Annotated in this window: 15 protein-coding genes and 1 pseudogene; 13 read left to right on the top strand and 3 right to left on the bottom strand. The window is 60.9% G+C overall.

The genetic code is table 11. The features are described 5' to 3' along the window. Nucleotides 1–18 precede the first annotated feature (18 nt). Together ACVWZT_RS03355 and ACVWZT_RS03350 are read left to right on the top strand one after the other, a co-directional pair. The gene (locus ACVWZT_RS03355) at nucleotides 19–849 is read left to right on the top strand and encodes an isocitrate lyase/PEP mutase family protein (RefSeq protein ID WP_457468157.1); all 831 of its coding nucleotides are present in this window, start codon (nucleotides 19–21) and stop codon (nucleotides 847–849) included. Continuing rightward, on the top strand, nucleotides 849–1,538 hold the full coding sequence (locus ACVWZT_RS03350) for an extensin-like domain-containing protein (RefSeq protein ID WP_457468155.1): 690 nt from the start codon (nucleotides 849–851) through the stop codon (nucleotides 1,536–1,538). Before ACVWZT_RS03355 ends, ACVWZT_RS03350 begins: the two co-directional genes overlap by 1 nt. Nucleotides 1,539–1,548: 10 nt before the next feature. Here ACVWZT_RS03350 and ACVWZT_RS03345 read toward each other — a convergent pair whose 3' ends face one another. Further along, nucleotides 1,549–2,169: an energy transducer TonB gene (locus tag ACVWZT_RS03345; protein ID WP_457468153.1), complete on the bottom strand. Its 621-nt coding sequence runs from the start codon at nucleotides 2,167–2,169 to the stop codon at nucleotides 1,549–1,551. Between the two features lie 104 nt (nucleotides 2,170–2,273). On the opposite strand from ACVWZT_RS03345, the gene ACVWZT_RS03340 reads away from it, so the two are divergent. After that, on the top strand, nucleotides 2,274–3,050 hold the full coding sequence (locus ACVWZT_RS03340; RefSeq protein WP_457468152.1) for a class I SAM-dependent methyltransferase: 777 nt from the start codon (nucleotides 2,274–2,276) through the stop codon (nucleotides 3,048–3,050). A 37-nt stretch (nucleotides 3,051–3,087) separates the two neighbouring features. On the opposite strand, the gene ACVWZT_RS03335 is transcribed toward ACVWZT_RS03340, so the two are convergent. Then, on the bottom strand, nucleotides 3,088–3,729 hold the full coding sequence (locus ACVWZT_RS03335; protein ID WP_457468150.1) for a TetR/AcrR family transcriptional regulator: 642 nt from the start codon (nucleotides 3,727–3,729) through the stop codon (nucleotides 3,088–3,090). 168 nt (nucleotides 3,730–3,897) lie between these two features. On the opposite strand from ACVWZT_RS03335, the gene ACVWZT_RS03330 reads away from it, so the two are divergent. Continuing rightward, nucleotides 3,898–5,628 carry a ShlB/FhaC/HecB family hemolysin secretion/activation protein gene (locus tag ACVWZT_RS03330; protein WP_457468148.1) on the top strand — a complete coding sequence of 577 codons (1,731 nt, stop codon included), beginning with the start codon at nucleotides 3,898–3,900 and terminating at the stop codon, nucleotides 5,626–5,628. A 23-nt stretch (nucleotides 5,629–5,651) separates the two neighbouring features. Continuing rightward, nucleotides 5,652–18,866 (top strand): hemagglutinin repeat-containing protein, encoded by a 13,215-nt coding sequence (locus ACVWZT_RS03325; protein ID WP_457468147.1) that lies wholly within the window; start codon nucleotides 5,652–5,654, stop codon nucleotides 18,864–18,866. 452 nt (nucleotides 18,867–19,318) lie between these two features. On the opposite strand, the gene ACVWZT_RS03320 is transcribed toward ACVWZT_RS03325, so the two are convergent. Continuing rightward, on the bottom strand, nucleotides 19,319–19,540 hold the full coding sequence (locus ACVWZT_RS03320) for a SymE family type I addiction module toxin (RefSeq protein ID WP_457468145.1): 222 nt from the start codon (nucleotides 19,538–19,540) through the stop codon (nucleotides 19,319–19,321). Nucleotides 19,541–19,563: 23 nt separating this feature from the next. Between ACVWZT_RS03320 and ACVWZT_RS03315 the strand changes: the two genes are divergently transcribed. The 8 genes and pseudogenes from ACVWZT_RS03315 to ACVWZT_RS03280 all read left to right on the top strand — a co-directional run bounded on the left by ACVWZT_RS03315 (nucleotide 19,564) and on the right by ACVWZT_RS03280 (nucleotide 26,178). Further along, nucleotides 19,564–20,031 (top strand): EndoU domain-containing protein, encoded by a 468-nt coding sequence (locus tag ACVWZT_RS03315; protein WP_457468143.1) that lies wholly within the window; start codon nucleotides 19,564–19,566, stop codon nucleotides 20,029–20,031. A gap of 603 nt (nucleotides 20,032–20,634) precedes the next feature. After that, nucleotides 20,635–22,005: a VENN motif pre-toxin domain-containing protein gene (locus tag ACVWZT_RS03310; protein WP_457468142.1), complete on the top strand. Its 1,371-nt coding sequence runs from the start codon at nucleotides 20,635–20,637 to the stop codon at nucleotides 22,003–22,005. Continuing rightward, the gene (locus ACVWZT_RS03305) at nucleotides 22,002–22,352 is read left to right on the top strand and encodes a DUF596 domain-containing protein (RefSeq protein ID WP_457468140.1); all 351 of its coding nucleotides are present in this window, start codon (nucleotides 22,002–22,004) and stop codon (nucleotides 22,350–22,352) included. The genes ACVWZT_RS03310 and ACVWZT_RS03305 overlap by 4 nt, the downstream gene beginning before the upstream one ends. Nucleotides 22,353–22,566: 214 nt before the next feature. Next, on the top strand, nucleotides 22,567–22,893 hold the full coding sequence (locus ACVWZT_RS03300; RefSeq protein WP_457468139.1) for an EndoU domain-containing protein: 327 nt from the start codon (nucleotides 22,567–22,569) through the stop codon (nucleotides 22,891–22,893). Between the two features lie 6 nt (nucleotides 22,894–22,899). Next, nucleotides 22,900–23,253, top strand: a complete 354-nt coding sequence (locus ACVWZT_RS03295; RefSeq protein ID WP_457468137.1) for a hypothetical protein — start codon at nucleotides 22,900–22,902, stop codon at nucleotides 23,251–23,253. Between the two features lie 139 nt (nucleotides 23,254–23,392). Beyond that, nucleotides 23,393–24,853, top strand: a pseudogene (locus ACVWZT_RS03290) (DNA/RNA non-specific endonuclease); the annotation flags it as partial. Further along, nucleotides 24,850–25,389: an SMI1/KNR4 family protein gene (locus ACVWZT_RS03285; protein WP_457468135.1), complete on the top strand. Its 540-nt coding sequence runs from the start codon at nucleotides 24,850–24,852 to the stop codon at nucleotides 25,387–25,389. The pseudogene ACVWZT_RS03290 and the gene ACVWZT_RS03285, both read left to right, overlap by 4 nt. A gap of 255 nt (nucleotides 25,390–25,644) precedes the next feature. Next, nucleotides 25,645–26,178 (top strand): DUF7660 family protein, encoded by a 534-nt coding sequence (locus ACVWZT_RS03280; RefSeq protein ID WP_457468134.1) that lies wholly within the window; start codon nucleotides 25,645–25,647, stop codon nucleotides 26,176–26,178. Nucleotides 26,179–26,202: the final 24 nt, after the last annotated feature.

Raw genomic sequence — 26,202 nt, 5'->3', positions numbered from 1 at the left:
ACTTCCGGAGGTTGAACCATGGATGTGCAAACCCTGCGAGCCGAAGCCTTCAAGGCCTTGCATGAGCGTGACAGCGCTTTCGTCATCCCCAACCCCTGGGATGCCGGCTCTGCCAAGCTGCTGGCCAGCCTGGGCTTCGAAGCGCTGGCGACTACCAGTGCCGGCCTTGCCTTCAGCCTCGGCCGGCCCGACGCCGAAGGCGCCTTGAGCCTGGACGATACGCTGAGCAATGCCGGCGCAATCGTCGATGCCACGGCATTGCCGGTGGCTGCGGATCTGGAAAACGGCTTCGGCGACCTGCCGGAAAATTGCGCCCAGGCCGTTTCGCGCGCTGCCGAAGTGGGCCTGGTGGGCGGTTCCATCGAAGATGCCAGTGGCCGTAGCGACATGCCGATCTATGACCTCGGCCTGGCGGTAGAGCGTGTGCGCGCAGCCGTGCATGCCGCGCGCAGCCTGCCGTTCCCGTTCACCCTCTGCGCCCGGGCCGAGAACCTGTTGCACGGCCGCCTGGACCTGGACGACACCATCCAGCGCCTGCAGGCCTATGCCGAAGCCGGTGCCGATGTGCTCTATGCGCCGGGGCTACGCACTGTCGAGGAAATCCGTGCGGTGGTGCAAGCCGTTGCGCCGCGGCCGGTCAACGTGCTGATGGGCATGCCAGGCGTGCCATTGAGCGTCAACCAGCTGCAGGACCTCGGTGTACGCCGTATCAGTGTCGGCTCGTCGCTGGCCCGGGCCGCGCTTGGGGCTTTCCACCGGGCTGCGCTGGAAATTCGCGAAGAGGGCACGTTCGGCTACGCTGAGCAGGCCTTGCCGTTCGCCCAGCTCAACGAGCTGTTGCGCCGCTGATGCGGGGCGTGCTGGCGCTGCTGGTCGGCCTGCTGGCACTGGCCGGCCTGGCCTGGTACTTCGGCTGGCGGCCGCCGCCGGCGTGGAACCCCTGGGCTCCACTGGACGTGCGCCAGCGGCCCAACCTGCTGACCCCGTACAAGCTGTCACGCCTGCGGGATGACCCGCTACTGTGTCGCCAGGCGCTGGAAACCAGCCGCCTGCGCTACCGCGCGCAAGCCGACAGCCCTGCGTCAGCCGACTGCCCGCTGCACAACGTCTGGCGCATCGAAGGCGGCCAGGCGCGGCTCAGTAGCAGCTTCCTCGCCAGTTGCCCGCTGGCAGTGGCCTACGCGCTGTTCGAGCAGCACGGCTTGCAGCCTGTGGCGCAGCGGGTGTTGGGCCAGCCCGTGATGCAGGTCGACCACCTGGGCAGTTTTGCCTGCCGCAACCTGTACCATCGCAAACAGGGCAGCCTGAGCCAGCACGCCACGGCCAACGCCCTGGATATCAGCGGTTTTCGCTTGCAGGACGGTCAGCGTATCGCGCTGGCGCGCGACTGGCAGGCGGGCGGACGCAAGGCGGACTTCCTGCGCGAGGTACAGCAGGCGGCCTGCGAGAGTTTCAGTACGGTATTGGGGCCAGACTACAACGCGGCGCACCGCGATCACTTTCACCTGGACATGGGGCGCTGGCAGATCTGCCGTTAGCCTCAGGCTCTCAGGCGTGCACGCGCACGTTGTTCAGCACCACCGGGCGTGCCCAGTGCAGGTCGAACGCCAGCTCGGTCTGCTGCTTGGCCAGGGTGGTGTCGTCGTACGGTTCGGGCGCCGGGTCCAGCAGGTCGGTCTCGAATTCGGCGATGGGCAGGAACAACGGCCGTGGGGCTGGGCCCGGGCCAGGCTCGGCAACCGGCTGGCCCTGGCTCATCACCACCGGGCGTAGCCAACTGTTGCTGATATCCAGTTGACGCTGCTGCTCGATCAGTTCGACCGCGCTGAACGGCTCGGGGGCAGGCGGTAACAGGTTGGCCTCGAGTTCGGCCTTGGGCAGGAACAAAGGCTCGGGCGGTGCCACCACCGTGTCATGCACCGGGCAGGTTCGTTGGGCGTCGATCAGCGCCAGGGCACGTGCGCCACCGATGGGTTCGCCACTGTCCTGGTCATATCGGACGAACGACTGGCTGACGCTATCCGCTGGCTCTTCCTGCTGCTCGGCCATGGCCTGGGCAAAAAAATCCTGCCACAGGTGGCTGACGCCCCCGAGTGCCTGGGTGTTGTGCTGACTGTAGTTGCCGACAGGCGACAGGTAGGTCAGGCCGATGGGAAGAGTATCTGTCATGGGCAGTCGCGCGCGTTGTGCTCTGGCAGAATAGCGGAATATTGCCTGTATCGGCCGTGATGGCCGATACCTTAATGGCTGGGTTCAATTTTCAGGTGTGAATGATGGAAGAGCAGGGCACAGGTATCCGGGTCGAGGCACTGTCGGCGGAATTCGAGGGGCGAGCTGCGGCATGGGCCGAGCGCCTCGGCCTGCCGCTGCAGGACGAGGCCGCCGGGTTTGCCGTGCAGGTCGGTGTCGATGGCCTGCAGATCCAGCAGTTGGGCCCGCAGGCACCGGGGCCGGTACGGGTGGACTTTGTCGAGGGCCAGGCTGCGCACCGGCGCCAGTTTGGCGGTGGCACCGGGCAAATGATTGCCAAGGCCGTGGGCGTTGCCCAAGGGGTACGGCCGCAGGTGCTCGATGCCACGGCGGGGCTGGGCAAGGATGCCTTCGTGCTGGCCAGCCTGGGCTGCCAGATGACCTTGATCGAACGCCAGCCGTTGATCGCCGCGCTGCTGGAGGACGGCCTGGCGCGGGCCCAGGCTGATGAAGAAGTGGCGCCGATCGTCGGGCGCATGCGCCTGCTGAACGGCAATGCCATCGAGCGCATGCGTGCCTGGGAAGGGGAGGCGCCGCAGGTGATCTACCTCGACCCGATGTTCCCGCACCGGGACAAGAGCGCCTTGGTGAAGAAGGAAATGCGCGTATTCCGGCCACTGGTGGGGGATGACCTGGACGCCCCGGTCCTGCTTGAAGCGGCCCTGGCCCTGGCCAGCCACCGGGTGGTGGTGAAGCGTCCACGCAAGGCACCGATCATCGATGGGCCGAAGCCGAGCCACAGCCTGGAGGGCAAGTCGAGCCGGTATGACATTTACCCGAAGAAGGCGCTCAAGGCCTGAACCAAGGGTTGCAACACCCCTGCAGGAGCGGCGCGGCTCAGGGTTGGAACGCTCGCAAGAACACCCCGACCACCTCGCGCACATGCGCCTCGGCCTCATCGCCCTCCAGCGGCCCCGCACATCCGAGCAGCAAGCGATAATCCGGGGCGCCCTTGACCAGGCAGAAGAAGTGCTCCGCCGCCCGTAGCGGGTTGTCGATATGCAGCAGCCCGCGCGCATGCGCCTCGCGCAGCAGCGTTTCCATCCCCGTCAGCACACGCTTGGGCCCGGCCTCGTAGAAATATTCGCCGAAACTCGGGTCCAGGCTGCCCTGGGCCATGATCAGGCGGCTGAGCTTGACTGCTTCGTCACTGCTGATCAGCGCCTGGAAGCCACGGGCAATGCTCAGCAGCACCTCTTCCACCGGGGCGCCATCGGGGTACTCGAACAGCAGGTCGGGCAGCTGGATCTGGCAAGTGGCCATGACCGCTGAGCCGAACAGCGTCTGCTTGTCGGTGAAGTGGCTGTACACGGTAAGTTTGGAAACACCTGCCGCCGCAGCGACCGCATCCATGCTGGTGTTGGCATAACCAAGGCTGAGGAACAGCGCCTTGGCCGCTTCGAGAATCGCTTCGCGCTTGGCCAGGTCCTTGGGCCGGCCTGGGCCTATGGGTGCGTCGTGGGACATGGGAACCCGCATTTTTTCAAAAGGTTGCTCATCTTACCGGCTCGAACGGCTTGCGGCTGCAGGTAAAACCATGTGACAGCAAAGTCATGCCATGCGTCGTTGTTTGGTTGATATCAGATTGTAGGCCTAATAGCATCATCGGCTTTTTCGCCCTACTGCTTTGCATTCGAAGGATCGAATATGCTTCCCCCCTCCTTGAGCCAGCGTGCGGTTGGCCGGCTCGCATGCGCCCTATTGGCCATTTTCGTGGATGCTGCCAGTGCAGCGCCGATGGGCACTCCCGGCGACCAGGACCTGATTCGCGAGCGCCAGAACCGCCTGTTGGAAGAGCAGCAACGGCGGCTGGAACAGTTGAAGGAACTGCCTGGCAAAGGCGCCGAAACGGCCGCGCCGGCCAAGCCCGTCGACAGCCGTTGTTTTCCGATCGACGATATCGTGCTGGACGGCGCCGATGCGCTTTCGTCCTCGGAGCGCGAGCGCCTGCTCAAACCCTATCTTGGCCAGTGCCTGGGTGTCGCGCAGCTGAACGCGCTGCTCAAGGACATCACCGACCTCTACATTGGCAAAGGCCTGGTCACCAGCCGCGCCTACCTGCCCCAGCAGGACCTGTCCAGCGGCCACCTGAAAGTCATCGTGGTGGAAGGGCGCCTGGAAGGCCTGAAACCGGCGCCAGGCAGCAAGCTGTCGGTGCGCGAACTGGACATGAGCTTTCCTGGCCGGGTTGGCGACCTGCTGGACCTGCGCCAGATCGAGCAAATGGTCGATCAGCTCAACCGCCTGCCGTCCAATCAGGCGCAAATGGAGTTGACCCCGGGCCAAGCGGTGGGTGGCAGCGAGGTGGTGGTGCGCAATACCCCACAAAAGCCCTGGCGCGTGGGCCTGTCGCGCAGTAACGACGGCCAGCGCAGTACCGGTGAGCAGCAGTGGGGCAGCAGCCTGGAATGGGACAGCCCGCTGGGCCTGGCCGACCAGCTGCTGCTGCGTGGCAGCCACGATGCCATCAGCGACCACCAGAAAACCTCGCACAGCGCCATGCTCTACTACAACCTGCCGTTCGGCTGGTGGAACCTCAGCTACAGCTACAGCCAGAGCGAGTACCGCTCGCTGGGCGAGGCTTCGGGGTTCAACTTCAAGCAGACCGGTGACAGCCAGAACCACCAGTTGCGCCTGGAACGCGTGATCCACCGCGATGCCCAGAGCAAGACCTCGCTCAACACCGGCCTGAGCTACCTGCGCACCAACAACTTCATCGAAGACAGCAAGCTGGACACCAGCAGCAACCGCCTGAGTGAAGCGCAATTCGGCATCAACCACGGGCGGCGTCTCGGCAACGCCTTCGTCAACATCGACCTGGGCATGCAGGACGGCATCGGCGCCTTCGATGCCCAGCGTGAAGACCAGCGCAGCATTACCGGCAAGCGCCAGCCCAACGCCCGCTACCGCAAGTACACCGCCACGGTCAGCTACCTGCAGCCGTTCACGATGTGGGGTGAGCAACTGGTGTTCAGCAGCCTGGTCACCGGCCAACGCAGCGAAGACCTGCTGTTCAGCCCGCAACGCATGAGCCTGGGCAGCCAGTCGTCGATCCGTGGTTACAAGGACCAGAGCCTCAATGGAGACAGTGGCTACTACTGGCGCAACGATGTGCGCTGGAGCCGGCCGGTGGCCTGGGACTGGTTGCGACCGGTGCTGACCGAGTATGGCCTGGGCCTGGCCTACGACGTCGGCGCCATTCGCCATGATCGCTACAACAGCGGGCAAAGCGGCCGGCTGTCCAGCGATGCACTCGAGCTGTTCGCCCGCGGCAAGCACCTGGCCGCCAGCGTGACCTTCGCCCACTCGCTCGAGCGACCCGCGGCCATCGAGGCGCGAGAAACGCCGGTCTACTTCCGCCTGGACTTCTTCCTTTAACACCGTTTTTCCCGAGTACTGACATGGACGTTCGTCAATTCGCCTTCCTGGCCCGCCAGCCTTCGGCTGCCCTGCAACCACGCCAGACCTTCTGGGGCTTGTCCAAGCGTGGGCTGGCTTTCATGCTGGCCAACATGATGTTCTGGCAGCCGCTGGTGGCCATGGCCGACGGCATCGTGGTCAACGGCAGCGGCACCCACCTGGGCCAGGCCGGCAATGGCGTGCCCATTGTCAATATCGCTGCGCCCAGCGCTGCCGGGCTGTCGCACAACAAGTTCAGTGACTACAACGTCGGCCAGCAAGGCGTCATCCTCAACAACGCTACCGACCGCGCCCAGGCCACCCAGCTGGGCGGCATCATTCTCGGCAACAGCAACCTCGACGGCCGTGCGGCGAGCACCATCCTCAACGAGGTCAATGGTGGCAACCCGAGCCAGCTCAAGGGCTATACCGAGGTGGCCGGGCGCTCGGCCCATGTCATCGTCGCCAACCCTTATGGCGTCACCTGCAACGGCTGCGGTTTCATCAACACGCCGAAGGCCACGCTGACCACCGGCAAGCCAGTGATCGAGAACGGGCAACTGCAGCGCTACCAGGTGGAGCAGGGCAGTGTCGCCATCGAAGGCGCCGGGCTCAACGCCAGCAACGTCGACCAGTTCGAGATCATTACCCGCAGCGCCAGCATCAACGCCGAGATCCAGGCCCGCCAGCTGGCGCTGGTGGCCGGCAGCAACGACGTGGATGCACACAGCCTGGCCGCCACTGCCCGTAGCGCCGACCCGGCTCAGGCCCCGCAGTTGGCCATTGACTCCTCGGCATTGGGCGGCATGTACGCCAACACCATCAAACTGGTGGGCACCGAGGCCGGCGTGGGGGTGAAGCTGGACGGCAAGCTGATTGCCAGCGGCGGCGATATCCAGCTCGATGCCAACGGCCAGTTGCGTATGGCCGAGGCCATCGCAGCCAAGGGCTCGGTAGCGATCACGGCTGGCCAGCTTGATGCCCAGGGCGCGGTGTATGCCGGCAACGAACTGAAGGTGCGCACCCACGGGGACCTGAACAACCGCCAGGCCCTGGCTGCCGGGCAACGCATCAGCCTCGACAGCGGTGGGCGCCTGAGCAACCAGGGCATCATCGAAGCGGGTGTCAACGCCGACAATAGCCGCAATGCCACGGGCGACGTGCGTGTGAACGCCACGCAGGTGGACAACCATGGCCACACCGTGGTGGCCAGCCGCGACCTGAGCGTCACGGCACGGCAAGGTCTGAACAACCAGGGCGGCACCCTCGCTGGCCAGCGGCAACTGGCCGCCAGTGCCGGCACCCTCGACAACCGCAACGCCGGCCGCGTGCTCAGTGGCAGCCAGGCCGACGTCACTGCCTCGAGCCTGCTCAATGGCCAAGGCGGGCTGATCGACGGCGCGACCGTGAACGCCAAGGTCGGCCAGCTGGACAATACCGCCGGCACACTGCGCGCCGGCCAGCACCTTGGCCTGACGGCCAGCGCTGCGCTGGATAACCGTGGTGGTCAGCTCACCAGCCTGCAGACCCTCAGCCTCGAGGCTGGCCAGGTGAACAACAGCGATGGCGGACGCATCGCCAGCAACCAGGCGCTGCGCGCCAGTGTCGCCGGGCTCGACCAGCATGATGGCGGCCGCCTGACCAGTGCCAGCGAGCTGAGCCTGGACCTGAACAAGGGCCAGCTGAACAACCAGGGCGGCCTGATCAATGCGCCGCGCCTGACCCTGAGCAATCTCGACAGCGTGGATAACCGCCAGGGCGAGATTTCCAGCGCCCAGGCCTTCGCACTGGTGGCCCGCAGCCTCGACAACAGCCTCGGCAAGCTGCTCGGCAACCAGAACCTGACCGTGCAGCTGGAGCAGGCGCTGAACAACACCGGCGGCCTGGTTTCCGCAAGCGGCGTTGATGTGCGTGCCGCCAGCCTGGACAACCATCAGGGGACCCTGACCAGTCGTGCCAACCTGGCGCTGCAGGTGGCAGGTGCCAGCAACAACCAGGCAGGCGAGATTTCCAGCGTCGGCACCACCAGCCTCAAGGGCGGCCGCCTGGACAACCGGGCAGGGCAGGTGACCGGTGATGCGGCACTGCAGGTGGCCCTGGCTGGCGCCCTGGACAATCGCCAAGGCTTGCTCGGCGCTGGCGGGGCGATCGACCTGCAGGCCGCCAGCCTCGACAACCGCCAGGCCGGCAGCCTGGTCGGCGACGCTGGCCTGGCTGCCCGGGTCGCCGGCCTGCTGGACAACCAGCAAGGCGAGATCAACGTCAAGGGGGGCCTCGACCTGCGCGCCGGCAAACTCGACAACCGCGCCGGCAAACTGCGCGCAGGCCAGGAGGCGCGGCTGGATGTCGACCAGCTGGACAATCGCCAGCAAGGGCTGCTGAACAGCCTGGCGGCGTTCAGTTACAAGGGCAAGCAGCTGGACAACCGTGGCGGCCTGCTCAGCGCCGCCGGGCCGCTTCGCCTGGAGGGCGACAGCCTGGACAACAGCGGCGGCAGGGTTTCCAGCCAGCGCGCGCTGGTGGCCCAGCTTGGCCGCATCATCAACCAGGGTGGCGAACTGGTCGCGCAGGGCGACCTGCTGCTCACCGGCACCAGCCTCGACAACCGCAGCAACGGCCTGGTCGGCGGTACCAGCGCGTTGCAGCTGAATGTGGCCGAAATCGACAACCGTGGCGGGGAGATCTCCACCAGTAAAGGCGTGACGCTGCAAGGCAGCCGTCTGGACAACAGCGACAGTGGCAAGGTCCTTGCCGGTAGCCACCTGCAACTGCAGATGGCCGAGGTGATCAACCGTAACCTCGGCCTGCTGTCTGCTGCGGGCCCGCTGACCCTGGTTGGCCAGCAACTGGACAACAACCTCGGGCGCCTGGTCAGTGGCGGCAACCTGGACATCGGCTTGGCGGGCGGGCTGGCCAACCAGCAAGGGCTGATCACTACCGAAGGGCGCCTGGGCGCCACTGTCGGTAGCCTGGACAATAGCACTGGCAAGCTTTCCAGCGCTGCCGACCTGACCCTGGCCAGCGCCGGGGCACTGCGCAACCGCAACGGCTCGATCACCACCGACGCCGGGTTGGCCCTCACCAGCCGCAGTCTCGATAACGGCGAGGCCGGCCTGCTCAGCAGCAAGGGCGCGGCCAGGCTCGACACCGGGACCTTCGACAACGGCCAAGGCGCACAGCTGCTCAGCGGTGATCGCCTCGACCTGAAAGCCGGCCAGCTCAACAACGGCCAGGGCAGCCGCATCGCCAGTGAAAAGGCACTGGTCGCCAGCATCACTGGCCTGGCCCAGGACGGTGGCCAGCTGTTCAGCAAAAGCGCCTTGACCCTCGACCTGAACCACGGCCAGCTGCGCAACCGCCAGGGCCTGATCAACGCCCCCCTGCTGGTGCTGAACAACCTTGCCGAGGTGGATAACCAACAGGGCGAGATCTCCAGCGCCCAGGCCTTCACCGTGGCCGCGCGCAGCCTGGACAACAGCAATGGCCGGCTGATCGGCGAGCACGGCCTGACCCTGCGCATCGAGCAGTTGCTGAACAACCTCAAGGGCCTGGTATCGGCCGATGGCCTGGACCTGCACAGCGGCAGCCTGGACAACAGCCAAGGCCTGATCAGCAGCCGTGCCGGCCAGGCACTGGTCGTCGACGGCGAGCTGCTCAACCAAGGCGGTACGCTGATCGCTGACCAAAACCTGGACATGCAGGCCAATAGCCTGGTGAACCAGCAGGGGCAGGTTTCCGCAGGGGGTGAGTTACAAGCGCAAGTCGACGCCCTCGATAACCAGGCCGGCATACTGGTTGCCTCTGGGCGCCTGAAGCTGACCGGTGGCACGCTCGACAACCGCCAGGGCGGCCTGGTAGGCGCGACCCGAGGCCTGAACCTGCACGTCGCGGCGGTAGACAACCGCGCTGGCGAGCTGTCGAGCAAGATGGATGTCGTGTTGGGCGGCTCCCGCCTGGACAACAGTGACGGCGGCAAGGTGCTGGCCGACGGCAAGTTGCAGCTGGCCGTCGCCGACGTGATCAACCGTAGCAAAGGCGTGCTCTCGGGCAAAACCGGCGTGAGCCTGAGCGGCGACAGTCTGGACAACGCCGGCGGCCTGCTGTTCAGCCAGCAAGCCTTGGATGCGACGCTGCAAGGCAAGCTGGACAACCGCCAGGGCCTGATCAGCGCCGAGGGCACCCTGGGGTTGACGAGCAACGCACTCGACAACCGCGCTGGCAGCGTTTCCAGTGCCGGGGCATTGACTCTCAAGCACACCGGCAACCTCCTCAACCAGGGCGGTGAACTGGTCACCGATGCTGCGCTGCAACTCAGCGCGGCCCAGGTCACCAACACCGACCAGGGCACCCTCAGCGCCAAAGGGCCGGCCAACCTCGCGGCCGGTAGCCTCGACAACAGCCGCAACGGCCGCATCGACAGCGGCGCCAACCTTGGCCTGACTACCGGCCAGCTGAGCAACCACGACGGCGGGCGCATCGCCAGTGTTGGCGCCCTGGAGGTCAATGCCACTGGGCTTGACCAGCAAGGTGGCAAGCTGTTCAGCAACAGCGCCCTGACCCTGGACTTGAACCACGGTCAGCTGGACAACCGTCAGGGCCTGATCAATGCCCCGATGCTGGTGCTCAAAAACCTCGATGGGGTGAATAACCAGGGCGGCGAGATCTCCTCGGCCCAGGCCTTCACCCTGGCTGCGCACAGCCTGGACAACGGCAGCGGCAAGGTGCTGAGCAATCAATCGCTGACTCTGCGCATCGACCAGGCCTTGAGCAACATCAAAGGCCTGGTAGCCGCCGCGACCCTCGACACACGCGCTGCCAGCCTGGATAACACTGGCGGCACGCTGACCAGCCGTGGCGGCCTCGGCCTGCAACTGGCGGGCGGCCTGAACAACGGCCAGCAAGGCCTGATCAACGCTGCTGGTCTGCTGGATATCGCGGCCCGCTCCGTCGACAACCAGGCGGGTTCGCTGCTGGGCAGCGTCATCCGCATCGACTTCGGCAGTGCCACCGGCGATCTCAACAACGACGGCGGCCTGATCACCACCGATGGCCCGCTGACCCTCGCCCATCTGCGCGACCTGAGCAACCGCAGCGGTGAAATCTCCACCCGCCAGAATCTCGACCTGGCCGGCCGCAACCTGGACAACAGCACCGGCAAACTGATCAGCAGTGGCCAGCTGGACGTCACCGCCCAGCGCCTGCTCAACCAGGGCGGCCTGGTCTCCGGTTGGCAGGGCCTGGGCGTGAATCTGGGTAGCCTCGACAACCGCAACCAGGGCACCCTGTCCAGCCGCAACGGCGCGCTGCACGCACAGGTCAGCGGCGAGCTGCTGAACAGCGCCGGTGGCGCCTTGGTCAGCCAGCAAGCCTTGAACGTGACAGCGGCGAACCTGGACAACAGTGGCGCCGGCATCCTCTCCAGTGCGGGTGGGCAGCGCCTGACCGTCAGCGGCCTGCTGAACAACGCCCAGGGTGGCTTGATCGACAGCGCCGCGGCCCTGACCCTGAACGCCATGGCCCTAGGCAATGGCAGCGGCAGCATCAGTGCCGGGCAGGCACTCGAAGTAAATGCCGGCAGCCTGGACAACAGCGCCGGCAGGCTGATCGGTAACGCCGCCGTTACCCTCAAGCTACTCGGCGCCCTGACCAACCGCAACGGCAAGCTCGCCAGCGCCGGCCCCCTGCGCATCGACAACGCCACTCAGATCGACAACCAGGGCGGCCAGATCGCCAGTCAGGGGCTGCTGGGCCTGTTCGCCGCCAGCCTGGACAACCGCAATCGCGGCACCGTGGCGGCCAACCAGCAGCTGACCCTGGCTGTTGACGGCCAACTGCTGAACAGTGCCGATGGCCTGATCTACAGCCAGAGCGGCGGTGTCGATGTGCGCGCCGCCAGCCTGGACAATGCCAGGGGCACCCTGCAGAGCCAGGGTGCCTTGCGCCTGGCCAGCGGTGATATCGACAATCAGAGTGGCCGCATCCTGGCCGACGCTGGCGACCTCGACGTCACGGCCGGCAACCTGGACAACCGCGGTGGCGTGCTGGTCAGCCTGCAAGGCAAGTTGGCCGCTGATCTGCGCGGCGTGCTGAAGACCGGTTACGACCTGAACAACAACCGCCAGGGTGGCATCACCCAGGCCCAGGCCCTCGACCTCAAGGTGCTGGGTGGCATCGACAACTATGGCGGGCGGATTGCGGCACAGGCCGGCGACGCCCTGGTCACCACCGGCGATTTCGACAACCGCAACGGTGGCCTCTACGCCCAGGGGCTGGTCAAGGTTACCGGTGGCAATTTCGACAACAGCGGCGACAACGATGGCCAGATCGCCGGCCAACGCATCGATCTCGACCTCAGCGGTGCGCTGAACAACCGCCTGGGCATCATCGAAAGTGACAGCACCCTGGCGATCAAGGCGGCCAGCCTCGACAACCAGACCGGCCAATTGCGTGCACTGGGCACCAGCGGCGCCACGCGCTTCCAGATCGGCGGGCTGTTCGACAACCGCAACGGCACACTGGAAACCGCCAATAGCGACCTCGGCTTCACAGTCGGCAACTTCTTTAACGCGGGCGGCAGCCTGCTGCACGTCGGCAGTGGCAACTTCGACATCAGCACCGCCAATGTCACGGGCGCCGGCGGCAGTATCGTCACCCGCGGCGGCCTGACCCTCAACGCTGGCAGCTGGAGCAATAGCAACGTCATCCAGGCCGGGCGCCTGACGCTCAATGTCGGCAACTTCAGCCAGACCGCCAACGGCCAGTTGCTGGCCAGCGAAGCGCTGGTCGGCAGCGGCAGCGACTGGAGCAACGACGGCCTGATCGCCAGTGACGGCAGCTTCAGCCTCAACCTTGGCGGCACCTATGCCGGCAATGGCCGTCTGAGCAGCCGTGGCACCCTCGGCCTCAGCGCCGCACAGGTAAACCTGGGCAGCGCCAGCAGCATTGCCGGCGGAGGCGCCACCAGCGTCTCGGTAGCCGGCCAACTGAACAATACCGGGCGCCTCACTTCTGCTGCCGCGCTCAATCTCGGCGCGGGCGGCGTCAATAACCAGGGTACTTTGGGTGCTGGCGAAGCACTGACCGTGACCACTGGCGCCCTGGTCAACAGCGACCACGCGCTGATCTTCAGCGGCAAGGACATGGGCCTGCGGGTCGCCAGCCTGAGCAACAGCTATGCCGACGTCTACAGCCTGGGCAGCTTGACCATCGACCGCGACGGCCAGGGTGGCCTGGCCAGCAGCATCGTCAACCGTTCCGGCTCGCTGCAGAGCGACCTGTCGATGAGCCTGGCGGCGAGCACCATTCACAACGTGCGGGCGGTCCTGCAGACCGAGGACAAGGGCATTTACACTGCCCGTGTCGGCGAGGTGGCCTGCATCGAGGGCTATAACGCCGGCGACTGCGGTGGCAAGCGCAACCACGTCTGGGAAATCGTCCAGCGTGACAAGTTCGAGGTGCTCGACGCCAGCGCCGCCTCCAGCATCACCACCGGCGGCAACCTGACCATCCACGGCGGTGACTTGCTCAACAGCAGCAGCACCATCGGCGCTGCTGGCAACCTGGTAGCCACGGTCGGCAGCCTGACCAACAGCGGCGTGGAAACCGGCGAGACCGAGACCACACGCATTTTCCGTTCCGAGCGCACCCGCAACGCCGGTGCCTGGTACCAGCTCGCCAGCTCCATCACCAGCCAATACTGGTATGAAAGTGTCGGTTACAACCCTGACAACCTGGGTGGGCTGCAAGCTGACCTGGCCAGGTTCATCGGCATGACCGAAGCGGAGCTGGTGAGCCTGGGCAGCACCCGCAAACTGGCGGCTGGCGACCAGAGCTACGCCGCCGTGATGCAGGCCAATGGCGCAGTGAACATCAGCGCTGGCAATGGCATCGACAACAGCGTCGTGCGCCCGGGCTATGCCTACATCGGCAGCGGTGCGCGTACCGATACCACGGCGCCCGGCACGGCATTCTCCACCCGCATCACCCTCAACCAGCAGTTGCCGCCAGACCTGGCCCAGCAGCAGGTCAACCCGCTGACGCTGCCCGGCTTCAGCCTGCCCAGCGGGCAGAACGGCCTGTTCCGCCTGAGCAGTGAGGCTGGCAGCACACCCGCCAGCGGCCCGCAAAGCTGGAGCATGGGCGGCGCGAGCCTGAGTGTGGCGCAGCGTCAGCAGCCGTTGCCGCTGGCCCAGGGGAGTGCGCTCAGCATCGGTGCTGCCGACCAGGCAATTGCTAGCAGCACCACCCTGAGCACTGCCGACCGCACGCAGGCTAACGTCGCCGGCAATGCCAGCGTCGTCGACACCAGCCTGCCTGGCAACGTGGGCGGCCCCGCGCTGCCAGGTCGCTCGGCCGTGGACGACGGCATCAGCCAGGCCGCCACGCTCAATGGCCAGGGCCCGCTCACCCTCGAGCGCGTGCAAGGCCTGCCCGACAGCAGCGTGCGCAGCAACCCGCACAAGTACCTGGTCGAAACCAACCCGGTGCTCACCGACCTCAAGCAGTTCATGAGTTCCGACTACCTGCTGGCGAACCTTGGCTACAACCCGGATGAAAGCGCCAAGCGCCTGGGCGATGGCTTCTACGAACAGAAGCTGATCCAGCAGGCCGTGGTCGCCCGCACCGGGCAGCGCTACATCGATGGCCAGAACACCGACGAACAGTTGTTCAAGTACCTGATGGACAACGCCATCCAGAGCAAACAAAAGCTCAACCTGGCGGTGGGCGTGAGCCTGACCTCTGAACAGGTGGCGGCGCTGACCCACGACATCGTCTGGCTGGAAAGCGCCGAGGTGAACGGCGAGCAGGTGCTGGTGCCGGTGCTCTACCTGGCCCACGGCAACAACCGCCTGGCGCCCAACGGCGCGCTGATCGCCGGCAACGATGTCAACCTGATCGCCGGCCAGAACCTCGACAACGTCGGCACCCTGCGCGCCAGCAACAAGCTCTCGGCCAAGGCCGGCAACAACCTGGTCAACAGCGGCCTGGTCGAGGCTGGCAACCGCCTCGACCTGCTGGCTGGCAACAACCTGGTGAACAAGGCCGGCGGCATCATCGCCGGGCGCGACGTCAGCCTGTCCGCCGTACAGGATGTGATCAACGAACGCACCCTGACCTCGCACCAGAGCAGCAACGGCAGCTACGCCCAGCAGCGCGACTTCGTCGACAACGCCGCCCGCGTGGAGGCCGCGAACAACCTGGCGATCAACGCCGGGCGCGACCTGAGCAACCACGGTGGCGTGCTCAGCAGTGCTGCCGACACCCGCCTGCAGGCTGGTCGCGATGTGAAGCTGACCTCGGTCGAGCAGGTCGTGGTCAACGACCGCGGCGTGCGCCACACCGACAGCAGCGTGACCCAGAACGGTTCGAACGTGCAGGCCGGGCGTGACCTGACCGTCAGCGCCGGGCGCGATATCAGTGCGGTGGCCAGTGCGATCGAGGCCAAGCGGGATGTGGCGATGGCGGCGACGGGCGATCTGCAGCTGACAGCGGCCGCCAACGAGCAGCACTCGGCCAGCAAGACCCGCAAAGTCACCAGCCAGGAGGACCATGTCCAACAGGTCGGCAGCACCGTGGTAGCTGGTGGCAATGTGGCCTTGAAGGCTGGAGACGACCTTGCCCTGAGCGCCAGCCGCGTGACTGCGGGCGATGAGGCATACCTTTACGCCGGCGGCGATGTGCAACTGGTCGCGCAGGAGAACAGCGACTACAGCTACTACCGCAAGACCAAGACCAGCCACTCCGGGCTATCCAGCAGCCAGAAGACCCGCATCGACAGTTCGACGGCCATCACTCAGCAAGGCTCGTCGGTCAGTGGTGACACGGTGGTCGTTCGCGCCGGGCAGGATATCGGCGTGTCGGGCAGCAGCATCGTGTCGACCAACGACACCAGCCTGCTCGCGGGTCGCAACGTGCAGATCGACAGCGCGACCGAAACGTTCGAACAAAGCCACGCCAGTTCGAAGATGAAGTCGGGCCTGCTCAGCAGCGGTGGCATCGGCTTCACGTTGGGCTCGACCAGCCTGGAAAAAACCTCGACCAGCACCAGTGAGAACGCCAAGGCCAGCACTATTGGCAGTGTGCTGGGCAATGTCACCATCGAGGCGGGCAAGGACCTCGGCATCAAGGGGTCGGAGGTTATCGCCGGCAAGGACATCACCCTGGTCGGGCAGAACGTCGAGATCATTGCTGCCGAAAACCACAACAGCAGCGAGCAGACCTCCAAGAGCAAGAGCAGCGGCTTGACCCTGGCGCTGTCCGGTACGGTTGGCAGTGCCATTGACACCGCTTACCAGATTACCAAGCAAGCGACCCGGGAAGAGGACAGCCGGCTTTCTGCCCTTCAGGGCATCAAGGCCGGCCTGACCGGTGTTCAGGCCTGGCAGGCTGCCCAGCAGAACGGCGGCATGACGGCGGCTAATGCTGGCCAGTTCGTGGGCGTCGCCGTATCGCTGGGCGAGCAGAAGTCGAGCTCGCGGCAGACCCAGGAACAGACCGTCAGCCAGGGCAGCAGCCTGACCAGTGGCAACGACCTGAGCATTGTGGCCACCAGCAACGGCGCCGGCAACGGCGGCGACATCCGGGTCCAAGGCAGCCAGCTCAAGGCCGGCAACGACCTGCTGTTGTCCGCTGAACGCGACATCCAGCTTGAGGCTGCGGCCAATACGCAAAAGCTCGATGGCAAGAACAGCAGCAGCGGCGGCGCCATCGGCGCCAGCATCGGTGTTGGTTCCGAAGGTGGTGGCCTCAGCATCTTTGCCAACGCCAACAAGGGCGCTGGCAACGAGAAAGGCAACGGCACGACCTGGACCGAAACCACCTTGGATGCCGGTAATGAGGCGACCCTGCGCAGCGGCCGGGATACCGCGCTCAAAGGCGCGCAGGTCAACGCCGCGAAGATCACCGCCGACGTGGGGCGCGACCTGACTCTGCAAAGCCTGCAGGACACCGACAACTACAAGTCCAAGCAGAGCAATGTCAGCGGCGGGCTGAGCGTCACCATCATCGGTACCGGCGGGGCGAGCGGCAGTCTCAGCGCCAGCAAGACCAAGCTCGACTCCAAGTACCAGAGCGTGCAGGAGCAGACCGGTCTGTTCGCCGGCAAGGACGGTTATCAGGTCGATGTCGGCAAGCACACCCAGCTCGACGGCAGCGTCATTGCCAGTACCGCCGATGCCGACAAGAACCGCCTGAGCACCGGCACCCTGGGCTGGAGCAGTATCGAGAACAAGGCCGAGTTCAAGAGCCAGATGGCCAGTGCCAGCATCAGCGGTGGCAATGGTGGCACTGACAGGTTCACCAGCAACATGCCAAGCGGCACGTTGATCGCCTACAACCACAGCGGCAGTGCCAGCGGCACCACGGCTTCGGCCGTTTCCGAGGGCACGCTGGAAATCCGTGACCCGGGCCGGCAGCAGCAGGATGTGGCCAGCCTCAGTCACGACGTCGAGCATGCCAACGACAGCATCAGCCCGATCTTCGACAAGGAGAAGGAACAGCGGCGGCTGCAGCAGGTGCAGCTGATTGGTGAAATCGGCACACAGGTATCAGACATCGTCCGTACCGAGGGTCAGCTGAAGGCCGACAAGGAGGCGCGTGCGGAACTGGATGCACGCGGCATCGCGGCGCCGGGTGAAGGGGCAAGCGAGGCGGCGGTCAAGGCGTACCAGGAACAACTGGTCGCCACTGAGGCTTACCAGCGCATCATGGGTAAGTACGGCACCAGTGGTGATTACCAACGCGTGACCCAGGCCGTGACAGCGGCACTGCAAGGTCTGGCGGGCGGTGATATCGGTTCTGCGCTGGCAGGCGCATCGGCACCATACCTCGCGCAGGTAATCAAGAAATCCACTGGCGACAATAAAGCACTCAACGTCATGGCCCATGCGGTTTTGGGTGCCGTTGTCGCCCAGGCGCAGGGCAACTCGGCGGCGGCCGGTGCAGCGGGTGCGGCCGGCGGCGAGCTGGTTGCCCGCCTGATCACTCAGCAATTGTATGGCACCAGCGACAGCAACTCGCTCAGCGAAGAACAGAAACAGACCGTTTCTGCGCTTTCGACGCTGGCAGCCGGGCTTTCGGGTGGCCTGGTGGAAGGTAATAGCGCTGGGGCGGTCGCAGGTGCTGGTGCGGGGCGTAACGCGGTTGAAAACAACCTGCTGGCGAACAAGTACGGCGTTGAACGGCTGGATGCAGCCAGCCGGGCGTTGTACGAGAAGCTCAAGGCTGCTGGTATTGGCAGCATTGATGAGTTGCACGAGCGGCATAAAGCCTGTGGAGGAAATAGCGGCTGCGAGGTTGGTATTCGTGATGAGTACCGGCAGCAGGAGAAACAGGCTGGGGAAAAGCTTGTTGAGCTGTACCAGAGCGGCAGGCTGAGCAAAGCGGAATACGATGTTCTGGTAACGGATTACGCCCTTGCGATGATGAGGGGGGTAGTGGACGCGCAGAAGAGCGACGCGGACGCGAGCTTCCTTGATGTCTATGCGCTGTCGGGCAGCGACTGGTCGCCTATGGGCGTTGTTGCCAATCCGTATGTGAAGGCGATCAGAGCGAGTGAGCTGATTGCGGAATGGAGTCGGCAAGGGTTAAGTGAAGAGGCAATCATTGAGCGGGCACGTCAGGATGGCTTGCTCGGCTCGACTCTGGCGCCGGTGGATGTGCCAGGGATCATCAGCCTTGTCGATAAAGGTGCTTCGCGGGATGATGTAGTAAAATTGGCGGCGGTGCTGATACTAGGCAAAGCTACCAGCGGTCCAAAAGGAACTGCTAGCGCGCTGGAAACTACGAATCCCATCGTAGTGAGTGGTAGTCGAGCCATTGATAAGGCACAGAGCTATGAAAGTGGTGTGCGTGGGATGTATGGCGGCACTAAAGCATTCGATGAGCGTCAGTTTAGGGCTGTGGTTGATGGAAAAGTTGTAAGCGGTGTTGCTGACGATGTGGCTATTATTGGCGGAAAGAAAACAGCCGTTGAAGCTAAGTTTGTAGATGATTGGGGTGGTTCTCTTCGGAATCCCGCAAGCCCAGCGGGTTCAAAACCGTGGTCAGTTGCGGAACAGACCAAGATGGTAGATCAGGCGAAGAAGTACTCTTCAGGCTTTGATGGTGGGGTCGTTTACCACACCAATAGTCCAGAGTTAGCCAGCTACTATTCGAAATTATTTACTGACGCAGGTGTGACGAAGTTTAAGTTTGTGATCACGCCGGCGAAGAATTGAGGCAAAGAGATGAGTAGTCAGTTAGAAGATTTAGAAAGAATTCTTGGCGGAAGAGTCGAGCAACGTGATCAGCGAGCCATTCCCGGCTTGAACCCAGTGGAAGGTACTGAGTTCGTATATTACGAGGATGATGGAAAGAATAAGGCGAAGAAGCAGTTTAATTTGCTCTTGGACTCTGCTGGCACAATAGCTGCTACCAGTGGAGGGGTTGTCTCTGATAGCTGTTGTATTAGTTTGCCAACAGGGAGTGTGTTTCATGCCCTGTCTTATCACGGTGACATAGCGGGTTGGAGAGCCTCCGTAGAAGTGGGCGCAAGCACTAGGGGGTTGTTACTTGCTCGAATAGAGGGCGATCAATTTGTTATCTCAGACGGACGCTCATTCCCTCTGTCAGAATGCAAGATAGAGTTCACCTGAATTACATAGCCCCGGCACTGCCGGGGCTATTTATTTCACTCCGCCGTAATCACCAAACACCCCTGCATCACCCGGATGCGTATTCGCTTGTTGACCTCGAACCCCGCCTGCTGCAACCACAGGCCACGCAGCTTGATGCCGGGGACGATGCGGTCGCAGGTGTATGAGGGTTCGCCCAGCAGCGGGTAGTAATCCGCTGCGACGGTGGCGAAACGTTCAGTTCTGGGCGTGACTGCCCTATGATCGGCCTTAGCCATATTCAGCTCCTTTTTAGCTGCTTGTGGTTAGCGGACCGTGGGTGTTGGTAGCACCTGCGGTCCGCGTCTTTTGGGTACTTGCTGCGCAGGCCGCAAGAATTACTGCCCCAATTGACTTTGACGTTCACATTATTCGGGCCGAGGTAAAGGCCAACGGAAATGTAGTGGGTGGGCACTCAACTGTGACGGGCGATGTCCGCGTTATTCCGGGGACTGAATCAGCGCCAAACGCAAAAGGTGTTTATAGCGCAAAGATCGAAGTGGCTGACCCAAGCAATCCTGGAAGCTTTTTGCCAAAAACGAACAATGGAGGTGTGTCTACGATGTTTCCGAAATCGTGGTCTTCCGATAGGATAAAAGTAGAAGTTGATGTTGCTTTCAAAAACAAGACGATAACAGGTAATGAGTGGACGGGCACTACTCCAAGTGGCGTGAAAGTTGAGGGCTATCTTAACCCTAAGACGACAGTTATCCGAAGCTATAGGTGCTAGGCTTATATGAAAATAATTTTCTTCTGGGATGGCGAAGGTAACACTCGCGAGCCTTGCTGTCGGTCTGATGTGCTAGGCCGTGATGGAATAGATTTCTTAGCGTGCTTACTGACTGATCATGGCGGCCAAAGATATGAAAGCACCATAGCTTGGCTGGATGAAGGGCTATCTAGAGTCGCCTCAGTAAAGTCTGGAGCTATTAGTAGTTGTGATTGGAGTCGTGATAGTTGGGGTGGAGCTTAATGATGGAGTTGCAAAAATATATTCGCTATATGATGAGGATTATTCTTCAATTATGGCAATTGACGACTTTGAGAAGGCTCTATTAGACTGGAATAAATTCATTTTGACTATCTGAAGATGCAAAAGTAACTGGGAGGAATTACGTTGATATTCTTTCTCCTGAAACCAAGCAACATATTCTGTATGGCGATAAACCTGGCAGCGGTGGACATATGTGGCCAGGCAGCAAGGGAAGACCTTTTTTCCTAAAAGCAAGGCCTGGCGGGCGGTGATATCGGTTCTGCGCTGGCAGGCGCATCGGCACCGTACCTCGCGCAGGTAATCAAGAAATCCACTGGCGACAATAAAGCACTCAACGTCATGGCCCATGCAGTGTTGGGTGCCGTTGTCGCCCAGGCGCAGGGCAACTCGGCGGCGGCCGGTGCAGCGGGTGCGGCCGGCGGCGAGCTGGTTGCCCGCCTGATCACTCAGCAGTTGTATGGCACCAGCGACAGCAACTCGCTCAGCGAAGAGCAGAAGCAGACCGTTTCTGCGCTGTCGACGTTGGCAGCCGGGCTTTCGGGTGGCCTGGTGGAAGGTAATAGCGCTGGGGCGGTCGCAGGTGCTGGTGCGGGCCGTAACGCGGTTGAAAACAACCTGCTGGCGAACAAGTACGGCGTTGAACGGCTGGATGCAGCCAGCCGGGCGCTGTACGAGAAGCTCAAGGCTGCTGGTATTGGCAGCATTGATGAGTTGCACGAGCGGTATAAAGCCTGTGGAGGAAATAGCGGCTGCGAGGTTGGTATTCGTGATGAGTACCGGCAGCAGGAGAAACAGGCTGGGGAAAAGCTTGTTGAGCTGTACCAGAGCGGCAGGCTGAGCAAAGCGGAATACGATGTTCTGGTAACGGATTACGCCCTTGCGATGATGAGGGGGGTAGTGGACGCGCAGAAGAGCGACGCGGACGCGAGCTTCCTTGATGTCTATGCGCTGTCGGGCAGCGACTGGTCGCCTATGGGCGTTGTTGCCAATCCGTATGTGAAGGCGATCAGAGCGAGTGAGCTGATTGCGGAATGGAGTCGGCAAGGGTTAAGTGAAGAGGCAATCATTGAGCGGGCACGTCAGGATGGCTTGCTCGGCTCGACTCTGGCGCCGGTGGATGTGCCAGGGATCATCAGCCTTGTCGATAAAGGTGCTTCGCGGGATGATGTAGTAAAATTGGCGGCGGTGCTGATACTAGGCAAAGCTACCAGCGGTGCAAAAGCGACTGGAAATCCGGTAGTTGATGCTGAAAAAACAGCCTTGGATCGCATTGGACAGAACCCTAAAGGTCCTGATCTGACAGGCAAGCAGCCTGGCACTGTACTGCAAGCGCAATCACAGAAGAGAATTGATGATCTCGCTGTGCAGTTCAACACCAAATCAATTGAGCCGAAAGATTTTCAATTGAATTTGGGCGGTAAAGTTTTGAAGACCGATCCGCAGGTTAGCAAGGGCGCACCAGTCTATGTGGGGGCTACCACATCGGATGTGATGTCTTACTTTAGACAGTTAGCCGGGGCTGGGAATATGCCTTCAGCCAAAGTAATTCCTGGGAAGGGGACAATATACACAGCCAAAACTGACGCAGGGGCTAAAATAACCCTTCGAGACTTTTCCACATCTTCGCAGCGGACGGGAGCTTCCTGGACGATAGATGTTGTGGATAAGTCTATTAATGGCGGAAGAATGGTGGAGATTAAATTCAAGTGATTGACAGTCTCTATAAGTCGGTTCTACGGAGCGCGTTTGGGCTTCCAATGGGAGCCATATGGCAGCATATGACAGTTGAGCTTATTGGTTCGTCTGTTGATTACGCACGCCGAATCGAACTGTTCTTTTCTCTGATGGATCGCTTGATGTCGGAGGGGAATATAAGACTTGCACATGATGGCCTTTTCCTTGTGGGTGCTATTCAAAATCAGCTCGATGTGCTCAAGGAGGCATGGCCTGAAGAGCCGGGTGAAGACGATCTTGATGGGTTCGGGCTTTGGTTTATAACAGAGGCCCCTGCTGGGGTTGTGTGGATAGACTCGGATGGGAAGGAGTTCTGGACGTAGCTTGTAAGCTGGGTTTGGTTCAAAAGCGACTGGCAATCCGGTAGTTGATGCTGAAAAAGCAGCTCTGGAGCGAATTGGATAAAATTCTAAAGGTCCAGATCTTACAGGCAAGCAACCAGATACCGTACTTGCTGCGCAGGCCGCAAAAATTACTGCCCCAATTGACTTTGACGGTCACATTATTCGGGCCGAGGTAAAGGCCAACGGAAATGTAGTGGGTGGGCACTCAACTGTGACGGGCGATGTCCGCGTTATTCCGGGGACTGAATCAGCGCCAAACGCAAAAGGTGTTTATAGCGCAAAGATCGAAGTGGCTGACCCAAGCAATCCTGGAAGCTTTTTGCCAAAAACGAACAATGGAGGTGTGTCTACGATGTTTTCGAAATCGTGGTCTTCCGATAGGATAAAAGTAGAAGTTGATGTTGCTTTCAAAAACAAGACGATAACAGGTAATAAGTGGACGGGCACTACTCCAAGTGGCGTGAAAGTTGAGGGCTATCTTAACCCTAAGACGACAGTTATCCGAAGCTATAGGTGCTAGGCTTATATGAAAATAATTTTCTTCTGGGATGGCGAAGGTAACACTCGCGAGCCTTGCTGTCGGTCTGATGTGCTAGGCCGTGATGGAATAGATTTCTTAGCGTGCTTACTGACTGATCATGGCGGCCAAAGATATGAAAGCACCATAGCTTGGCTGGATGAAGGGCTATCTAGAGTCGCCTCAGTAAGGTCTGGAGCTATTAGTAGTTGTGATTGGAGTCGTGATAGTTGGGGCGTGGAGCTTAATGATGGAGTTGCAAAAATATATTCGCTATATGATGAGGATTATTCTTCAATTATGGCAATTGACGACTTTGAGAAGGCTCTATTAGACTGGAATAAATTCATTTTGACTATCTGAAGATGCAAAAGTAACTGGGAGGAATTACGTTGATATTCTTTCTCCTGAAACCAAGCAACATATTCTGTATGGCGATAAACCTGGCAGCGGTGGACATATGTGGCCAGGCAGCGCAAGGGAAGACCTTTTTTCCTAAAAGCAAGGCCTGGCGGGCGGTGATATCGGTTCTGCGCTGGCAGGCGCATCGGCACCGTACCTCGCGCAGGTAATCAAGAAATCCACTGGCGACAATAAAGCACTCAACGTCATGGCCCATGCAGTGTTGGGTGCCGTTGTCGCCCAGGCGCAGGGCAATTCGGCGGCGGCCGGGGCGGCGGGTGCGGCCGGCGGCGAGCTGGTTGCCCGCCTGATCACTCAGCAGTTGTATGGCACCAGCGACAGCAACTCGCTCAGCGAAGAGCAGAAGCAGACCGTTTCTGCGCTGTCGACGCTGGCAGCCGGGCTTTCGGGTGGCCTGGTGGAAGGTAATAGCGCTGGGGCGGTCGCAGGTGCTGGTGCGGGCCGTAACGCGGTTGAAAACAACCTGCTGGCGAACAAATACGGCGTTGAACGGCTGGATGCAGCCAGCCGGGCGCTGTACGAGAAGCTCAAGGCTGCTGGTATTGGCAGCATTGATGAGTTGCACGAGCGGTATAAAGCCTGTGGAGGAAATGGCAACTGCGAGGTTGGTATTCGTGATGAATACCGGCAGCAGGAGAAACAGGCTGGGGAAAAGCTTGTTGAGCTGTACCAGAGCGGCAGGCTGAGCAAAGCGGAATACGATGTTCTGGTAACGGACTATGCCCTTGCGATGATGAGGGGGGTAGTGGACGCGCAGAAGAGCGACGCGGACGCGAGCTTCCTTGATGTCTATGCGCTGTCGGGCAGCGACTGGTCGCCTATGGGCGTTGTTGCCAATCCGTATGTGAAGGCGATCAGAGCGAGTGAGCTGATTGCGGAATGGAGTCGGCAAGGGTTAAGTGAGGATGCAATCATTGAGCGGGCACGTCAGGATGGCTTGCTCGGCTCGACTCTGGCGCCGGTGGATGTGCCAGGGATCATCAGCCTTGTCGATAAAGGTGCTTCGCGGGATGATGTAGTAAAATTGGCGGCGGTGCTGATACTAGGCAAAGCTACCAGCGGTGCAAAAGCAACTTCGGGAGGCTATCCAGCACTTGCTAGGCCGAGTCAAACTACACCTAGCAATGTAATTCTGGGTGATCTTGACTCGCTAGGTCGTCCTACAGGGGTAACTGCAGTAATTAAGCCGGAAACATTGGGTGGCGGTTCCAGTGCTAATCCTGCGATTCGCCCGCCGGGCTTTGAGGGGCAGGGAGCCAATCATGCGCGTGGGCATTTGCTCGCAAACTCACTTGGTGGAGCTGGTGATGACGCAAGGAACTTGGTGACGCTTTTTCAGCGCAATACTAATCATCCGAATATGAGTTCATTCGAGCGTCAAGTAAAAGCTGCTATTCAGGGCGGAGAGACAGTTAGTTATAGGGCAATTCCGATTTATACAGGGAGTAATCCGATACCTACAGGAGTTACATTGACTGCCCGCGGCTCAGGAGGTTTTAATCTTGATGTTTCAATTCCAAATATAAATGGGGTTAGATGAATATGATTGATGAATTAGTCCGTATTCTTCCTCCCCCGCAAGCGCGGCGCTCTTTTGATAATGCTGCTTGGTCTAGCTTTGAGTCTGAGTGGCAAATAAGATTGCCTGAAGATTTTAAGGGTTTTATATCTATATATGGCGGTGGGGTGATTGATGATTTTGTGTGGGTGCTTAGCCCGTTTTCGGCTAATTCTAATTTAAATTTTGAAAAGAGTAGGTATTTCCAAGAATCGTATCTTGTGATGCAGCAAGATTTTCCGTCTGACTATCCTAGGCCAAGTTATCCCGCGCCAGGTTCGTTCTTGCCTTGGGCGGTAACGGATAATGGAGAAACTTTTTTTTGGGTTGTGAGTGGTGGGGCTGACTCATGGAAGGTTGGTGTTCATAGTGTGGATCAAGGAGAGGAGGAGATTTATGACTTGGGATGTGTCGAGTTTTTGCTGGGCCTTCTCCGTCGGGATATTTTTTCAAAAATTCTGCCCTGCCAATTTCCTCCAGCAAGTCTAGAGAGGCATATTTTTACAGCGGTTGATTAGGTGCAAAAGGAGCAGGAACCACAGGCCAAAAGCTGCCATCTGCTTTACCAGATAACTTGACTGGTTATGCGAACCCGAAAGATATCCGGTTCACGCAAGATAGTGTTTCGAATACCTTCAAGGAGGGCCAAACTCTCCAGTCAACAATTGACGGACTGAAGTCAGGGAAGATTTCTCCAGATGACTTGCCTCCTATCCGGATATTTGAGAAGGATGGAGCGGTTACAGCTTGGATAAAAGACGATTGCTTGCTGCGTGAGGCGGGTGTTCCAATCAAAGTTGTTCCGGCTACGCCAGCAGAGGTTGCCAAGGAAGGATGGAAAATATCTACGCCCAATAATTGTTCGATTATCTGTGTTCGAGGCGTTTGTAAGTGAGGGTTGTATAAGTTTTGAACGAGTTAGAGATATACAAACAAAAGAAGATCTTGCGGATTTTGTTGGAGAGTTCAGGGAGGGGTTGGTGCTTAATCCCGATGACTGGGAAAATCCGGACTTGGAGAGATTTTTAGCTGCAATGGAGGCCTGGATTAGGTCAATAGAGATGTATGCAAAAACTCTGGCGATAGTGATGTTGTTAGCCCTAGCTGGGGTACTTTTGCAAAGATATTTTGTGCATCGAAATTTTATGAGTAGTTGTTCTGCACAAACTTCACTCAACACCGGCCTCGCGCCGGTGTTGTTTTATCTGCTTGCTGCAAAACCTCCCGTCCCTCGCTGCTCGCCTTGGTCGTGGCCTGAGCGATCAAGGCATCAAGCATCTGCGCAACGAATTTCTGTTGGCTCTTAGGTAGCTGGTCGATGGCTTCCAGTT

Source organism: Pseudomonas sp. TE21394, from assembly GCF_054057835.1.
This window is presented reverse-complemented; position numbering and strand designations above follow the sequence as displayed.

Coding starts and splice junctions, on each gene's coding strand:
- ACVWZT_RS03325 (WP_457468147.1), top strand. CDS start 5,652: ATGGACGTTCGTCAATTCGCCTTCCTGGCCCGCCAGCCTTCGGCTGCC.
- ACVWZT_RS03345 (WP_457468153.1), bottom strand. CDS start 2,169: ATGACAGATACTCTTCCCATCGGCCTGACCTACCTGTCGCCTGTCGGC.
- ACVWZT_RS03340 (WP_457468152.1), top strand. CDS start 2,274: ATGGAAGAGCAGGGCACAGGTATCCGGGTCGAGGCACTGTCGGCGGAA.
- ACVWZT_RS03335 (WP_457468150.1), bottom strand. CDS start 3,729: ATGCGGGTTCCCATGTCCCACGACGCACCCATAGGCCCAGGCCGGCCC.
- ACVWZT_RS03295 (WP_457468137.1), top strand. CDS start 22,900: ATGAAAATAATTTTCTTCTGGGATGGCGAAGGTAACACTCGCGAGCCT.
- ACVWZT_RS03285 (WP_457468135.1), top strand. CDS start 24,850: ATGAATATGATTGATGAATTAGTCCGTATTCTTCCTCCCCCGCAAGCG.
- ACVWZT_RS03330 (WP_457468148.1), top strand. CDS start 3,898: ATGCTTCCCCCCTCCTTGAGCCAGCGTGCGGTTGGCCGGCTCGCATGC.
- ACVWZT_RS03355 (WP_457468157.1), top strand. CDS start 19: ATGGATGTGCAAACCCTGCGAGCCGAAGCCTTCAAGGCCTTGCATGAG.
- ACVWZT_RS03320 (WP_457468145.1), bottom strand. CDS start 19,540: ATGGCTAAGGCCGATCATAGGGCAGTCACGCCCAGAACTGAACGTTTC.
- ACVWZT_RS03310 (WP_457468142.1), top strand. CDS start 20,635: ATGGCCCATGCAGTGTTGGGTGCCGTTGTCGCCCAGGCGCAGGGCAAC.
- ACVWZT_RS03350 (WP_457468155.1), top strand. CDS start 849: ATGCGGGGCGTGCTGGCGCTGCTGGTCGGCCTGCTGGCACTGGCCGGC.